This is a genomic window from Hyalangium versicolor (genome assembly GCF_020103695.1).
Classification (GTDB): domain Bacteria; phylum Myxococcota; class Myxococcia; order Myxococcales; family Myxococcaceae; genus Hyalangium; species Hyalangium versicolor.
The window spans coordinates 201,921-215,190 of record NZ_JAHXBF010000002.1; the positions used below are offsets into that span (position 1 = coordinate 201,921).

Genomic DNA, 13,270 nt, shown 5'->3' on the forward strand with positions numbered 1-13,270 from the left:
AGGAGTCCCGCGCTCCTGGGCCACTTCCTCCATTCCATGTCACGCCCCCATGCCGTCCGACTCGACGGTGAGTGCGTGCACACGATGTGCCCTCCTCGGGGACGCCTGTAGAGAAGCCAACGCGAAGGTAGCCACTGGGAGTGGGGCAAAAGCCTTCCACTGCCATGCCAGGACTCTCGCCGTGAGGAGCACTCTTGGCTCCCGCCCGAAGAAACGGTGTGCCCAGAGCGCTGGAACGCTGGCCGCGCATCTCGAATGGGCTCGAGCTGCAAAGAATTGGGGAACCGGGCCCCCTCACCGAGCGTCAGTCCCGCGTGGCTGAGTGCCCACTCCCTCCAACTTTGCGACGAACGACAACGGAGACCCTCTCGATGCAAATGGATACATTGCCAAGACGCTGGAGAGCAGCGCTTCACTTCCCAGTCCTCCTCGTGCTCTGCGCGGCCTGTGACAGCAAGACGCCGGCACACACCCCCGAAGCCTCCACCCGCCAGACAGCCCAAGCACTCACGCTCACCCGTGGCCTGCCGGGAGATCTCATCGCCGACATGCAGGTGGGCAAGCGCGACTTCGTGGAGATCTCCCCGCGCGAGATCGTCCCCGACAAGGTGAGTGCCCCTGGCGGCGTCGTGGTCGACCGCTCCGTCTCTCCGGGCCGGGCCTATGTCTGGGACTCGGGCAACAGCCGCATCCTCGGGATCGATCTCGCCGCCTGCTATGCGGCGCGGCAGAGCAACCAGCGCTGTACGGCGGCGCTCGTCTTCGGCCAGCCCTCCGCGTCCGACCACGGCGCGTGCAACCGCGACTCGAGCTTCCAGAGCTGGCCCCAACGTCCCCCGTCCTCGGCCTCCACCCTGTGCGGAATGCCCGAGTCCACCCACACCACGCTCGAGGACAAGTCCTTCGCCAACATGCTCGTCGATGGCCAGGGCAACCTGTACGTCCCGGACATGGGCAACCACCGCGTCCTCAAGTTCATCCAGCCGTGGGCCACCGACACCGTCGCGGATGAGGTGTGGGGACAGCCCGACTTCGCCAGCAACCTCTGCAACACGGGAGGCTCGAACACCGCGCCAACCGCATCCTCGCTCTGCTTCAGCTCCATCAGCGGTTCAGGGGGCGGAGTTCGCCTGGACGCCCAGGGCAACCTCTGGGTGGCCGACGGTGGCAACAACCGCGTCCTGCGCTTCCCCGTGGATGCCAATGGGCAGATCTCCAAGACGGCGGATCTCGTGCTCGGCCAGCCCAACCTCACCACCGGAGGCGACTGGTCCCATGACTCCGCGATGAACCGGATGCATGCACCGCAGACAATCGCCTTCGACCCGAATGGCCGGCTCTACGTCGCGGATCTGCACAACTCTCGCATCCTCGTGTTCCAGCCTCCCTTCACGAGTGGAATGGCGGCCACCGCCACCTTCGGGAGCTTCGCGCAGGACCAGGGCCCCATGAGCGTGGAGCTGGATCCAGACGGCCGCGGCCTCTGGGCCACCAACCACTACGTGTGGGACACGCAGATCCGTCTCTGGTCGTGGACCGGCACGCTCCTCGCCGAGCCCCCGCGACTGACCCAGCATGGCGGCGGAGCGATTGGCTTCGATGCGCAGAAGCGCATGCTCCTCACCTCCTATGTGTATGGCCAGGACGTCGAGCGGCTCACGCCCCAGGCCAACGGCAGCTATCTCAAGGACCTGAACTTCTTCACCCCGCCGGGCAGCTACAACCTCACCACCGCGCGGCGGCTGGAGCACTCCGCCTGGGTCGGTGTCGCCGTCACGCAGAACCAGCTCTTTGTCTCGGATGGCCGGCTCCTTTTCTGGAATGATCCCGCCACGCTCACCCAGGGCGAGGCGCCGGATGGTTACGTGGGTGCCTCCTCCGCCACGGAGATCCCCTCTCCTGGCTTCGGCCAGCTCAAGGCCGACGCCAGCGGACGCGTGTGGGCCACCAAGACCCACGAGATCCGCGTCTACCAGGCGCCGCTCACCACCGGCGCGTCCTCGCTCAAGACGATCAGCTCCGTCAACGTGCTCGGCGGCGGCAGCATCTCCTTCGCCGACGATGGCGAGGTGTACGGCCTAGCGCCCACTCCGGAGGGTGGATACCTCTGGGTGGCGCAGCCGCGGTTGCACCGCGTCTTCCGCATCCGGGGTCCCCTCACCGCCAGCCCGGTGGTGGACATCATCCTCGGGCAGACCAGCGCCACCGGAACCCAGTGCAACCAGGGCATCGTGCCAGCGCCCAATACCGGCACCCCCTTGGTCGCGGACCTCACCATGCTCTGCTACCCGGGGGCGCTCTCTCTGGACCGCCAGGGCAACCTCTATGTGTCGGACCACTTCCTCGAGGCGGAGGGCAACTGGCGCATGCTGATGTTCCGCCAGGAGCTCTTCCCGAGCGCTCCCACCGCCGTCCTCTATGCGCCCGCGGCCAGCAAGGAGTTCCCCCGCGACTCCACGCCGGAGTTCCCTCACGCTCACATGACCTTCGAGCCGGCGTTCGACAGCTCCAACCGGATGGTGGTGGGCTTCAACCCGTACTCCGGCGAGCGCTTCGTCCAGGTGTACGACGATCCGACGCTCGTGAACCCCAGCAACCCGCGGGACCCGGCCTACGCCCGCCCTACGAGCCAGCTCGCTGACTTCTATGGATGGGCCGTGGGCGCCACCTTCGACGCGGAAGACAACCTCTACGTCTATGACGCCAACCGGGGCCGGGTGATGATCTACTTCACGCCCTTCGCTGCTCCCGCGACTTTCAACGTCACAGGCGCCGTGGGGGTCTCCGGCAGTGACATGCTCGATGGGAACCGGCTCACGCGCGGGCCCTGCCCTGGCACGCCCTTCATCACCGCCGCGGGGCTCGGGTCCACAATCCATGTCACCCAGCCCGAACTCGGCGAGGCCCGCTGGAACTGCGACGAGCCCGCGTTCTACTTCGGTGATTACCTCGGCCAGCCCATGCCGCTGGGCACAGGCACGCGAACGTTCACCTTCACGCCGCCCGCCGGCTATCAGTGCGTCTGGTACGCGGCCTATGGCACCCGGGACAACGAGTCGTTCGACGTGCTCGGGGATGCCTGCAGCGTCACGGTCGAGCTCAGCCAGGATCCGGGGGATCTCTTCCTCTGGTACTTCGTCCTGCCAAAGTCTCCCTGAACCACGCTGACCAGGGCCATGCTCCCTCTGAGGCACAGTCCCACCCTGGAACTGTGCCTTCAGAGTTGGCGCACTGGCCCTGCAACCGTCATCTCCTGGAGATGCGGACCCAACAGGAGGAACGGCTGAGCCCTCACTCTCCTGCGCACAAGGTGGGTTCCTGATACACTTGAGGGGACAGCAGCGTCTGCGGGCAGCGTTGCCGCGAATTCCCCTGCGAAGGGCGTACTGGAGTCGCAGTCTTCCAAGCTGATGAGTCCTCTCAAGCGCTCAGTGATCTCGGTAGGAACCGTGCCCCTGGCTACTCACTTGCCTCCGTGCCTGACGGCCTATGGGGATTCGGATGATCACCTCAGACTGACGGTGTTGCTTGCCGATCACCTTGCTCCCAAAGCGGGAGACAGAGAGGAGGAGGCTCGGGTCTGTCGGGACAAGCGCTCCTCCTGGGCTGATCGACATTCTGCCTTGAAGCGGATCATCGAAGGAGCGGCCCATCACAGCCATGGCTTCCTTATTGCGATCGCGGATATCGATGCGCTCTACCCCACTACAGCGGACCGATGGGAGGACCCCTACACTTCTCGGGGCCGGGCGGAGTTCTTCAACACCCTATGTGAGGCAATCAATCGAGGGGGTTGGTTGATTCTGCGTCCCAGCGTAGCGAAGGAGGCATCTCCCAAGCTCGCTGAACTGGACGCGGAAGTCGTGGAACCCGAGGAGGACTTCGTCGCGTCTACAGGCGTACAACAAACCGCGGCGTTTGCTCCGGAATGCCGTCCCGTCGTCTCGTGGCTCCTGCAACGTCAGCTCCTCAAGCCCCAGGAGTTGGTGGATATCGTAGAGACGGTCGATGACTTCAATGCGCACGTCCTCGCCGTGGCCTACGACGCGCTTCCTTCCTCCTGCCAGGACGCCGCCAAGGTCCTGAGTGCTGTCCGCCCGGCGCAGCACCTCAACGGTTCCCTGGGGGCTTTCGAGTTCTCACAGGAAGTGGGTGCAGAGCGCGTTCCACGGAAGGCCGTAACGCAGTTGCTGGAGGGGGGATTGTTGCAGCAAGCGCCCGGTGAGGCCCCGGACAAGGTCTACATGCCTCGCTTCATCCGCACCATGGTGGCCCGCCATGCGCGGTTCAGCATGACGGACGTCATCCGGCAGACCCACGAATGGTTATCGGCTCAACCACTCGAAGGGTCTTCGACAGACGAGAAGATCGAGATCCACTTCCATGCAGTACAAGCAGGAAACATCGAGCGCGCCAAGAGCACGGCTGCTTTCTATGGAAATGAGCTCCGCTCATTGGCCACCTACCTGAGCAAGGCGCGCCAGGACCACTCACGCGCCGCGGAGCTCTTCGAGCTCCTCGTCAAGGAATTCGATGAGCAGGACCCATACTCATGGGAGTATCTTGGGTACAATCTCGCTCGCGCTCACGGCGGCATGAAGCGGGACAAGATTCGCGACGCCTATAGAAGGGCGCACAGCCTGGTTCCGAACAACCCCCTCTATCATGGGCGATGGTTGGGGTTCCGAGGCGAACTGGGGGAGCCTGTCCTCAGTGATTTCGAGAAGGGGCTGAAACGGTACATCCAGGAGTTCGGTGACGAGGAAGCTGTCTCCTACTTCGCCGAGGCAGTCCTTCGTGGGCTCAAGAGAGGGCACCAGGAAGGACAGCTGAGCCAGATCTTCTCCCGCTGGGGCACCACGCTCGATCGGTTCGCCCCGCGAGTCGTGAGAAACGCGCGGCCCGCAGCCCCCGAGGGGACTCCGGGCACATGAGCGGAGCGCTGTTTGGCGCCAATACTCCTCGCTCCGGCGTGGATCGGCTCGTCGTCTATGTCTTGGGTGCGGGAGTAGGAGAGAGCCAGGTCTTGCTCCTGCCGGACGGACGCTGCGTCGTCGTGGATTCGTGCATGCAGGGAGGAGTCAACCTGACTGCTTCCTTGTTGAGCCATCTGGGAGTTTCCCAGATCCACCTCCTCGTCTTCAGCCACCCAGACCTCGATCACCTTCGCGGTCTTGCGGAGTTGGTCAAGCGATTCTCTCCTACACGGATCTGGCGCTATCCGTTCGCGGGATATGTACGCGATCTGGTGGCGCACTGGGCCCGCCGAGACAAGACCAGCCAGCGCCTCAAGGAACTTCATGAGGCTCTGAAGGCGATCGATGATTATTCCGAGGCTGTGGGAGATGTCATCGAGGCCAACCACAGCAGCAGGCGCTGGCCACACGACACGACGGAGTATGAGGTCCAGTGCCTGGCGCCGACGAGCTATGACCAGGGGCGCGTCCGGAAACTGTGGCAGCGCATCATCGACACGGGGCCCCTGGGAGAGCCCAAGCTGGCAGGTTTCGCCGGGAAGTTGCTGCGCGGCGAGGCCAAACTGCCGCTGGCAGCCAACGTTCTTTCTCTGGCGTTGGCCATCCGGTGGAAGAACCGGAAGCTCCTACTCGCAGGAGACGTCGAGAACGGGAACCGCTCGCCTCACTCGGGCTGGAAGGGAGCTATCGCCCATGCGGATCGGGATGGCTATGGTCCCCTTCTGCGTGAGCTGGATTTGATCAAGGTGGCGCATCATGGATCCAGGCACTCCTTCTACCCCCCCGCCTGGGACCGACACCGCAAACCGGACGATTCGACCCTGTCAGTCCTGGCGCCCTTCACCCCAACGCCATTACCAGCCGACCTTGTCTTGAAAGAGCTTCTCTCGCGAAGTGCCCAGATGGGTATCTCTGCCTGTGATGCAGGGCTTCAGAAGCGCGTCGAGGCCGCCGGTTGGAAGCTGGGATCCACATCCGCCATGCAGTCGGCGGCCCCGTTCGTTGCCGTTGTCCTCAAGGAGGACGGCTCGGTGGACATGTCGGCAGGCGGCCAGGGTCGGTGGTTCATTCACTGACCAGCCTCAGGTGGCCCTGCCCTCCTAGAGAAGGGTAGGGCCGTCCATGTCTCGAGGACGTTTCAGTGAGAACGCCCTTGGCGGGAACGAGGCTCAGGCCTTCCCGAGCTTGTAGGCCTCGGGAGCCCTCGACTTGATCTGCTCGCGCAGCGTCTGGGTGTAATCGCCCCCAGTTGTCTCGGCGTTCTCGATGATGTTCCGGAAGATGTCGCCGTACTGGGCCTGGGAGGACTTGTACGCCTCATCGAGCTTCGAGATGAACGTGTCGAGCTTGTCCGCCGGCACGCCCACCGCCTTCCCTGCCTTCACGATGCTCTCCCCATAACCTCCCAGATTGATCAGGTCGGAGTGGTGGCTGACGAGCTGCTGCACCTGCTCGGGCTTCAGGCCGTACTTCTCCAACTGCCGCGTATTCGAGCTCGCCTTCGACAGGGGATCAACGATCTCCTTGGGGACTCCGGCCTGCTCGAGCAGCTTCTTGTCCTCTCTCTGGTCCGCGTGGCGGGTGATGAGGGTGCTGGCGAAGTCTCCCGCCGCGGACAGGAACGAGCCCACGCCGTTGATCACGGCTCCCACCGGCGCAGCGGGCGTCAACTCCAGCACGTTGCCAGCGATGCTGAGCGCGTCACCGGCGATGGCAACGAAAGTCCCCGCGTTCTTGTCCTCCTCTCCCACGTGATCGGCCAACGAAGCGGCGCTGGACACCGCGCCGAGCGCTGGCGCGAACCGTGCCCCCAGCTCAGCCAGCTTCTCGGCCTTGGGCGCGTTCTTCCCGAGCAGATCGGCCAGCTTGCCGCTCTCCGAGAGCGAGTGCGTGGCCCCCGCCAGGACATTCAGGCCGTCCTTGCCAGCCCCCGCCAGATCCTTGATGGCTGCGGCGTATTCCTTGTCAGCGCCCTCCTTGGCCGCCTTGCTCGCACCGGCCACGACCCCGCCCACGGCGAAGGCCTTGAAGAGGGGGCTCTTCTCGTTCCAGTCCTTGGCCAGGAACTTCAGCTGATCATACTTTCCATCAGCGGCGGCCTTGGCGATCTCGATTCCCCGCTGCACGTCGCCCGCGCCTTTGACGACGTCCTTCCCGTCGATGAAAGGCTTCAGCGCCTTCTCGAGCTGCTCCACCCCCTTCCGGGGAGTCTCCGCTTCACTGATGATCTCCGGAGCCGCGTTGGCCCCCGCCTTCGCCGCGAGGTCCGCCACCTCCTGGTTGTGGTACTGCGGCGAACCGGGCTTCGCCCACTCCTTGGACGCCCAGTCCAGCGCGGCCTTGGCCTCGGGGCTGTCGGCCAACGCGGCGTAGCCCTTGCGCGCCTGATCCGCGGGCACCTCGGGATCCTGCAGCTGCTTCTTCAGCGCCGACGCGGCCTTGGCCTCGGCCTGGTAGGTCTCCTTGTTCTCGTCGTGCCAGGCCTTGATGAACTTCTGCTTCTGCGCATCCGTCAACGCGGGGCCAAGGTGGGCCAGCTTCCCGGCCAGTTCCTCATCCTTCTTCTTCACCTTCTCCTTGGCGTCCTTGAGCTCCTGGATCGAGCCCGGCACGGGGGTGGGCCGAGGACCCGGAGAGGGGGACGGCGTGGGCCCAGGAGCCCCAGCGACGGTGGACGCCGTCGTCCGCTGCGCCGGAGCGTAGGAACTCTCACCGCGGTAGGCGGCGACAGCAGGATTCGTCGAGGCCGCCGCAGGGCTGGAAGGCTTCGCCTTCGCGGGCGCAGGAGCGGGAGCCGGCTTCGGCTGCTCCGCACGACGGGGGGTACCAGTGGAAACGCTCCGAGTCGTCAGCATGTGTATGCTCCTGGGAGAGGGAGTGCTCTCTCGTACGGAGTCCGCTGATATTCGGTTACACAAGGCTATTTCCGGCGAATTTCCCCTACACCAGCAATTCAGCCCATTTGCATCTTTTCGCCTGATTCCACACAGGGGTAAGTGGGATACATCACCACACACTTCTCAAGCTCAGGCAGGGCTCCGTTGGTGATGAAACAGAGCGGTTCGCGCAGCACTGGCTCTGCGTGAGCGGCCTCGGCTGGGCCCAGTGGATCTTCGAGCACTGAGCATGCCCCCGGCGGGCACCCTGGGCCGCGCCTTCGCGGACCACCTGTCGTCCAACCACCTGGACCTGAACGCCCTGCCCCGGCTGCTGGCCACGACGGATGCGGAGTACGTCCGGGCCCACCTGCTGCCTGCCGTTCCCCAATCGTGCTAGACGGCGCCCATGCCCATCGACGGAACTTCGGAGAAGGACCCTCTTCGCGCACGGCTCGAACAGATGGAGAAGCAGGCCGAGCTGGGCGGCGGCGCGGACCGCATTGCCAAGCAGCACGAGGCCGGCAAGCTCACCGCTCGCGAGCGCATCGATCTGCTGCTGGACCCTGGCTCCTTCACCGAGCTGGACAAGTTCGTCACCCACCGCTCGAGCGACTTCGGGATGGGGGACAAGAAGATCCTCGGCGACGGCGTCGTCACCGGCTACGGCACGGTGGAGGGGCGCCAGGTGTTCGTCTTCGCCCAGGACTTCACCGTGTTCGGCGGCTCGCTGTCGGGCGCGTACGCGCAGAAGATCTGCAAGATCATGGACATGGCCACCCGGGTGGGCGCGCCTGTCATCGGGCTGAACGACTCGGGCGGCGCGCGCATCCAGGAGGGCGTGGAGAGCCTGGCCGGCTACGCGGACATCTTCCTGCGCAACACCCTGGCCTCGGGCGTGGTGCCGCAGCTCTCCCTCATCATGGGCCCGTGCGCGGGCGGCGCGGTGTACTCGCCTGCCATCACGGACTTCATCCTCATGGTGAAGGACACCTCCTACATGTTCATCACCGGCCCGGACGTCATCAAGACGGTGACGCACGAGGAGGTGACGAAGGAGGCGCTGGGCGGCGCGCTCACGCACAACCAGAAGTCCGGCGTGGCGCACTTCGCGGCGGAGAGCGAGCAGGCCGCCATCGTGATGACGCGCGAGCTGCTCTCGTTCCTGCCCTCCAACAACCAGGAGGATCCGCCCGTCCAGCCGTGTGACGACGATCCGTTCCGAGCCGAGGAGAGCCTGAAGGACATCGTCCCGGCCAACCCGAACAAGCCGTACGACATCAAGGACATCATCCGCGCGGTGGTGGACAACAAGCACTTCTTCGAGGTGCAGGAGCACTACGCGAAGAACATCGTCGTGGGCTTCGCGAGGATGAACGGCCGGCCGGTGGGCATCGTGGCCAACCAGCCGGCGGTGCTGGCGGGCTGCCTGGACATCGACGCGAGCGTGAAGGCGGCCCGCTTCGTGCGCTTCTGCGACTGCTTCAACATCCCGCTCGTCACGTTCGTGGACGTGCCGGGCTTCCTGCCGGGCACGGACCAGGAGTGGGGCGGCATCATCACCCACGGGGCCAAGCTGCTGTACGCGTTCGCCGAGGCCACGGTGCCCAAGGTGACGATCATCACCCGCAAGGCATACGGCGGGGCGTATGACGTGATGGCGTCCAAGCACATCCGCGCGGACATCAACTACGCGTACCCGACGGGGGAGATCGCGGTGATGGGGCCGGAGGGCGCGGTGAACATCATCTTCCGCAACGAGCTGGGCAAGGCGAAGGACGCCAACGAGGAGCGCTCGCGGCTGGTGAACGAGTACCGGGAGAAGTTCGCCAACCCGTTCAAGGCGGCGGAGCTGGGCTACATCGACGAGGTGATTCGCCCCGAGCAGACCCGGGCGAAGGTGATCCGGGCCCTGGAGATGCTCAAGGACAAGCGCCAGGAGAACCTGCCGCGCAAGCACGGGAACATCCCGCTGTAGGGGCGGGACGGACTCCGGGAGCACCCGCCAAGCAGGCAGGCACGCGCCGTCCGGGAAATTCTCGGGCGGCGCGCGAGCTTTGTACGGTGCTCACTTTCAGGAGAACTTCTTGTCCCACCCGCGCCTCATCCTGTTCCTGTCCGACGTCGAAGGAAACCTCACTGCCCTGCGCCAGACACTGAAGCGGGTATGTGAGGAACTCGGACAGACCATGCCAGAAGTGAAGTGGATCCAGAGCCACAACGCGCTGGCGGACGCGGGTTGGCATGTGGCCGAGGTGACGGTGCCCGCGGCCCGCAAGCCTCGGGAGAGCTACATGGAAGAGCACCTGGACAAGGTGACCCAGGCGCTGGCGCAGGACTTCCGGGATCGCGCCGTGGGGCTGTTCGCGGACCGGGCCAACAGCTACGCGCGGGTGTGCGTTGGCGGCCCGGGGCGGCCCTCGAAGATGCTGGAGGGCGAGTTCCTGGACGTGCTGCGTCAAGCGGCGAAGTGGCTGGAGGTGGAAACGACGGTGCTCGCCCGCCTGCTGGGCAACAACCCGGCGCGCAACCTGCTGGCCGCCGCGGTGGACTTCGGCGAGGACGGCAAGGCAGCAGCCGAGCAACCGGCGCCTCCTCCGGAGCCGGATGAGGAGGATCGCTTCGTCGAGGCGAAGCTCAGTGAGGCTCGCGCCCTGATGGAGCGCTACCTCAGCGCCACGCGCAAGTAGCCGTGAGCCGGGGCCGCTGTTTCGTGGCCCGAAGCGAGAAAAGGGAGCACGAGGGCGGATCCTTCGCGTGATAGATTCGCCGTGTGCTGCTGCTCGTCCTCTACGTGGGGCTGGTCTATGCAGTGGCGCTGATCGCGGCGCTGCTGGCCACGGGTCCCGTCTGGCAGCGAGGTGCCGCGGTGGTGCTCGTCGCGGCGACGGCCCCTGTGCCCTATCTGGCGCCCAGCGATCACCCCACCTACCGAGCGTTCCTGGCGCTGGGCAGTATCTGGTTCACGGCTCGCACCGTGGAGCTGCTCCGGGAACGGCGGCCTGTGCCCGTGGCGCGTCGGCTCTGGCACACCGTGGGACTGGTGGACACGCTGCGGGTGCAGCGCATCGCCCCTTCGCTGGATCGGCTCGCGTTGAGCCGGCTGCTCATCTGCGGGCCGCTGGTGGTCGCGGGCTGGGCCGGGGTGTATTTCAGCAGCCACTCCCTGTCGGGCGCGGCCCGGCTCGCAGTGCGATGGAGCACCGGCGTGGTGTTCACGTACTCAGCCGTGGAGACAGTGGTCTCTGTCGTGATCCTCTTCTATGGCCTGGTCGGTGTCGATCCGCGCCCGCTTCACGATGATCCGATCCGATCGAAGAGCATCACGGAGTTCTGGAGCCGCCGGTGGAACCGGGCGGTGCACCGCTTCCTGAAGCAGACCTTCTTCGCGCCGCTGGCCCGCCGTGGATACACGGAGCTGGGCTTGGCGCTGGCGTTCGTCGTCAGCGCGCTGATCCACTTCACCTTCATGGTGCCGGCGGTGGGGTTGGGCTGGGCGGCCGTGATGGGCGCCTTCTTCCTGCTGCAGCTTCCCTTCCTGTGGGCGGAGCGGGCCCTGGGTGTCGTCCGCTGGCGGGCCCCGTGGAACCGGGTGTGGACCCTGGGACTGCTGCTCCTCAGCTCTCCTCTCTTCGTCGAGCCGGTGCTCCAGATCGTCGACACCTGGGGATGAGCCGTGAGTTGAGGCAGACAGGTTGCCCTCACGAGTCAACCCGAGAGGGCGTGGTCTTCGCTCGAGCAGAGCCCTTTACTTCTCCCTGACTCCGCGACTGTCCTGATGAGCGGAGGGGGGAGGACACATGCCTGCAGGCTGCTCGAACCTGCTCCATCTCTGCGCCGCTCGATGGTGGGTAACGCTGGTTCTTTGGGGGTTGATTGCGGGCTGCGCGACGGGACACCCAGGGCCGCCATTGGGCGGAGTGGCGACGTTCAATGCACTGCGCTACCGGCCCTCCACTCCGGAGGATGCTCCCGACACGGCAGCGCGCAGGAAGCAGCAGCAGCTCGCACGCTCCGGTGGTGGAGGACCTGCGGGGATGGTGGCCCGCTCGGTGCTGGGCGGACTGGTGCAGGTGGATCCCTTTGAAGCGGTGCTCACCTTTGCCGGGCTGAACAACGTTGGAGACCTGCCTGACCGCGACGCTCCTTTCACGCCAGAGGACGCGGCGGAGTTATACGACCGCTTGCTGGACAAGCCCGTCACCCTGGCCTGCTTTGGCCAGCGGCTCGTCGCCTCCTATCTGTTGCGCGAGGTGATGGAGGGCAACGAGGAGCTTCCCCGCGCTGTCCTGATCGAGCGTGTGGAACGTTTCCGAGGGTTGGCCGTGTTGCGGCCCGATGGCTACCTGGCATGGGCACTGACAGGCCAGACGCAACAGCGCGTGGCTCCCGTGGAGTGGAAGGACGGCGCGTTCCGAGCCCGTGCCTTCCAGGTGGGGCACTTCTACTCGGGCCGAAAAGGCCGGGCATTCTTCGCAGTGGACGAGCAGCTTCGGGAGGTCGGGCAATCCGGTGTCCTGGCTGAGGTGTATGACGACGCGGACGTCATCAGCCGGGTCCTGGACGGCTCGGAAGAGGCCTTCGTTGAGTTGGCCCTGGCCATCGGGAAGCTGCTGAGCCACCCCCTCCAGAGCGTGACGGACCTGGAGCAACTGCCCGAAGCGGTGGCTGCGCTCATCGAGAACTCGCCGGAGTACCTGGAGCGATTCCGGATGATGACGCGAGGAGAGCAGATCCGGGCGCTGTCGAAGCTGACCACCACGCTGCTGTCCACATACGGAGCGGCCGGAGGTACCTCGCGCACGTTGGCGGCAGTGGACAGTGGGCTGGAAACGGTCTCGGTGCCGACGCTCACACTGACAGCCGATGGGGCGCTGGCCATGGGACGCGTGGTGGTACCCGTCGGGCGAGTCGTCACCGCGCTGAGCGGCGGACCTGGAGCCGCGATCATCCTCCAGCGAGCCAACGACTCGGCGAGGCGAGGGCAGCCCGCAGCCCCTCAAGGTCCTGGGGAATGGGGACCCGCCCGTGAATCCATGAGCAAGCGCTCGGCCCGCTATCAGGAGCAGATCACCGGCCATTCCACCAGCGAGGCGTACTGGGTGGGCGGGAAGGATCTGAAGAGCGGAGGCGTGAAGTTCGACGGCTTCGAGGAGGGTGTCCTCCTCGAGGCCAAAGGACCTGGATACGCCAACAAGTTCGGCGCTGACCTGTTACCGAAGCGGTGGTTCACGGAATCAGGAGCCAAGCAACTCCTCGAGCAGGCGAGACGCCAAATCACGGTAGCTCCGGGTATCCCCATCCGGTGGCACATCGCCGAGGAGAAGGCCGCGAACGCCATCCGCAAGCTGTTGAGCGGTGAGAAGGTCGAGGGAATTCAGGTGGTCCACACACCTGCGTTGCAATAAGAGTGAGGTG

Annotated in this window: 9 protein-coding genes; 8 read left to right on the forward strand and 1 reads right to left on the reverse strand. The window is 65.4% G+C overall.

Going from position 1 to position 13,270, the window contains the following annotated elements; all coding sequences use genetic code 11:
• The first annotated feature begins 377 nt into the window (after positions 1-377).
• From KY501_RS04375 to KY501_RS04385, 3 genes are all read left to right on the forward strand, one after another.
• Positions 378-3,158: an NHL repeat-containing protein gene (locus tag KY501_RS04375; RefSeq protein ID WP_224361243.1), complete on the forward strand. Its 2,781-nt coding sequence runs from the start codon at positions 378-380 to the stop codon at positions 3,156-3,158.
• Positions 3,159-3,797: 639 nt separating this feature from the next.
• The gene (locus KY501_RS04380; RefSeq protein ID WP_224361244.1) at positions 3,798-4,934 is read left to right on the forward strand and encodes a tetratricopeptide repeat protein; all 1,137 of its coding nucleotides are present in this window, start codon (positions 3,798-3,800) and stop codon (positions 4,932-4,934) included.
• Positions 4,931-6,052, forward strand: coding sequence for an MBL fold metallo-hydrolase (locus tag KY501_RS04385; protein ID WP_224361245.1), 1,122 nt, complete (start codon positions 4,931-4,933; stop codon positions 6,050-6,052). The genes KY501_RS04380 and KY501_RS04385 overlap by 4 nt, the downstream gene beginning before the upstream one ends.
• Before the next feature lie 93 nt (positions 6,053-6,145).
• On the opposite strand, the gene KY501_RS04390 is transcribed toward KY501_RS04385, so the two are convergent.
• On the reverse strand, positions 6,146-7,831 hold the full coding sequence (locus tag KY501_RS04390; protein WP_224361246.1) for a hypothetical protein: 1,686 nt from the start codon (positions 7,829-7,831) through the stop codon (positions 6,146-6,148).
• A 271-nt stretch (positions 7,832-8,102) separates the two neighbouring features.
• On the opposite strand from KY501_RS04390, the gene KY501_RS04395 reads away from it, so the two are divergent.
• The 5 genes from KY501_RS04395 to KY501_RS04415 all read left to right on the forward strand — a co-directional run bounded on the left by KY501_RS04395 (position 8,103) and on the right by KY501_RS04415 (position 13,260).
• Positions 8,103-8,252 carry a hypothetical protein gene (locus KY501_RS04395; protein ID WP_224361247.1) on the forward strand — a complete coding sequence of 50 codons (150 nt, stop codon included), beginning with the start codon at positions 8,103-8,105 and terminating at the stop codon, positions 8,250-8,252.
• A gap of 9 nt (positions 8,253-8,261) precedes the next feature.
• Positions 8,262-9,830 (forward strand): acyl-CoA carboxylase subunit beta, encoded by a 1,569-nt coding sequence (locus KY501_RS04400; protein ID WP_224361248.1) that lies wholly within the window; start codon positions 8,262-8,264, stop codon positions 9,828-9,830.
• Positions 9,831-9,939: 109 nt separating this feature from the next.
• Entirely contained in the window at positions 9,940-10,542 is a 603-nt protein-coding gene (locus KY501_RS04405; RefSeq protein ID WP_224361249.1) for a hypothetical protein, read from the forward strand.
• An 83-nt stretch (positions 10,543-10,625) separates the two neighbouring features.
• Positions 10,626-11,525, forward strand: coding sequence for an MBOAT family protein (locus tag KY501_RS04410; RefSeq protein WP_224361250.1), 900 nt, complete (start codon positions 10,626-10,628; stop codon positions 11,523-11,525).
• Between the two features lie 127 nt (positions 11,526-11,652).
• Positions 11,653-13,260 (forward strand): Tox-REase-5 domain-containing protein, encoded by a 1,608-nt coding sequence (locus KY501_RS04415; RefSeq protein WP_224361251.1) that lies wholly within the window; start codon positions 11,653-11,655, stop codon positions 13,258-13,260.
• Positions 13,261-13,270: the final 10 nt, after the last annotated feature.

Coding starts and splice junctions, on each gene's coding strand:
- KY501_RS04415 (WP_224361251.1), top strand. CDS start 11,653: ATGCCTGCAGGCTGCTCGAACCTGCTCCATCTCTGCGCCGCTCGATGG.
- KY501_RS04390 (WP_224361246.1), bottom strand. CDS start 7,831: ATGCTGACGACTCGGAGCGTTTCCACTGGTACCCCCCGTCGTGCGGAG.
- KY501_RS04395 (WP_224361247.1), top strand. CDS start 8,103: ATGCCCCCGGCGGGCACCCTGGGCCGCGCCTTCGCGGACCACCTGTCG.
- KY501_RS04385 (WP_224361245.1), top strand. CDS start 4,931: ATGAGCGGAGCGCTGTTTGGCGCCAATACTCCTCGCTCCGGCGTGGAT.
- KY501_RS04375 (WP_224361243.1), top strand. CDS start 378: ATGGATACATTGCCAAGACGCTGGAGAGCAGCGCTTCACTTCCCAGTC.
- KY501_RS04400 (WP_224361248.1), top strand. CDS start 8,262: ATGCCCATCGACGGAACTTCGGAGAAGGACCCTCTTCGCGCACGGCTC.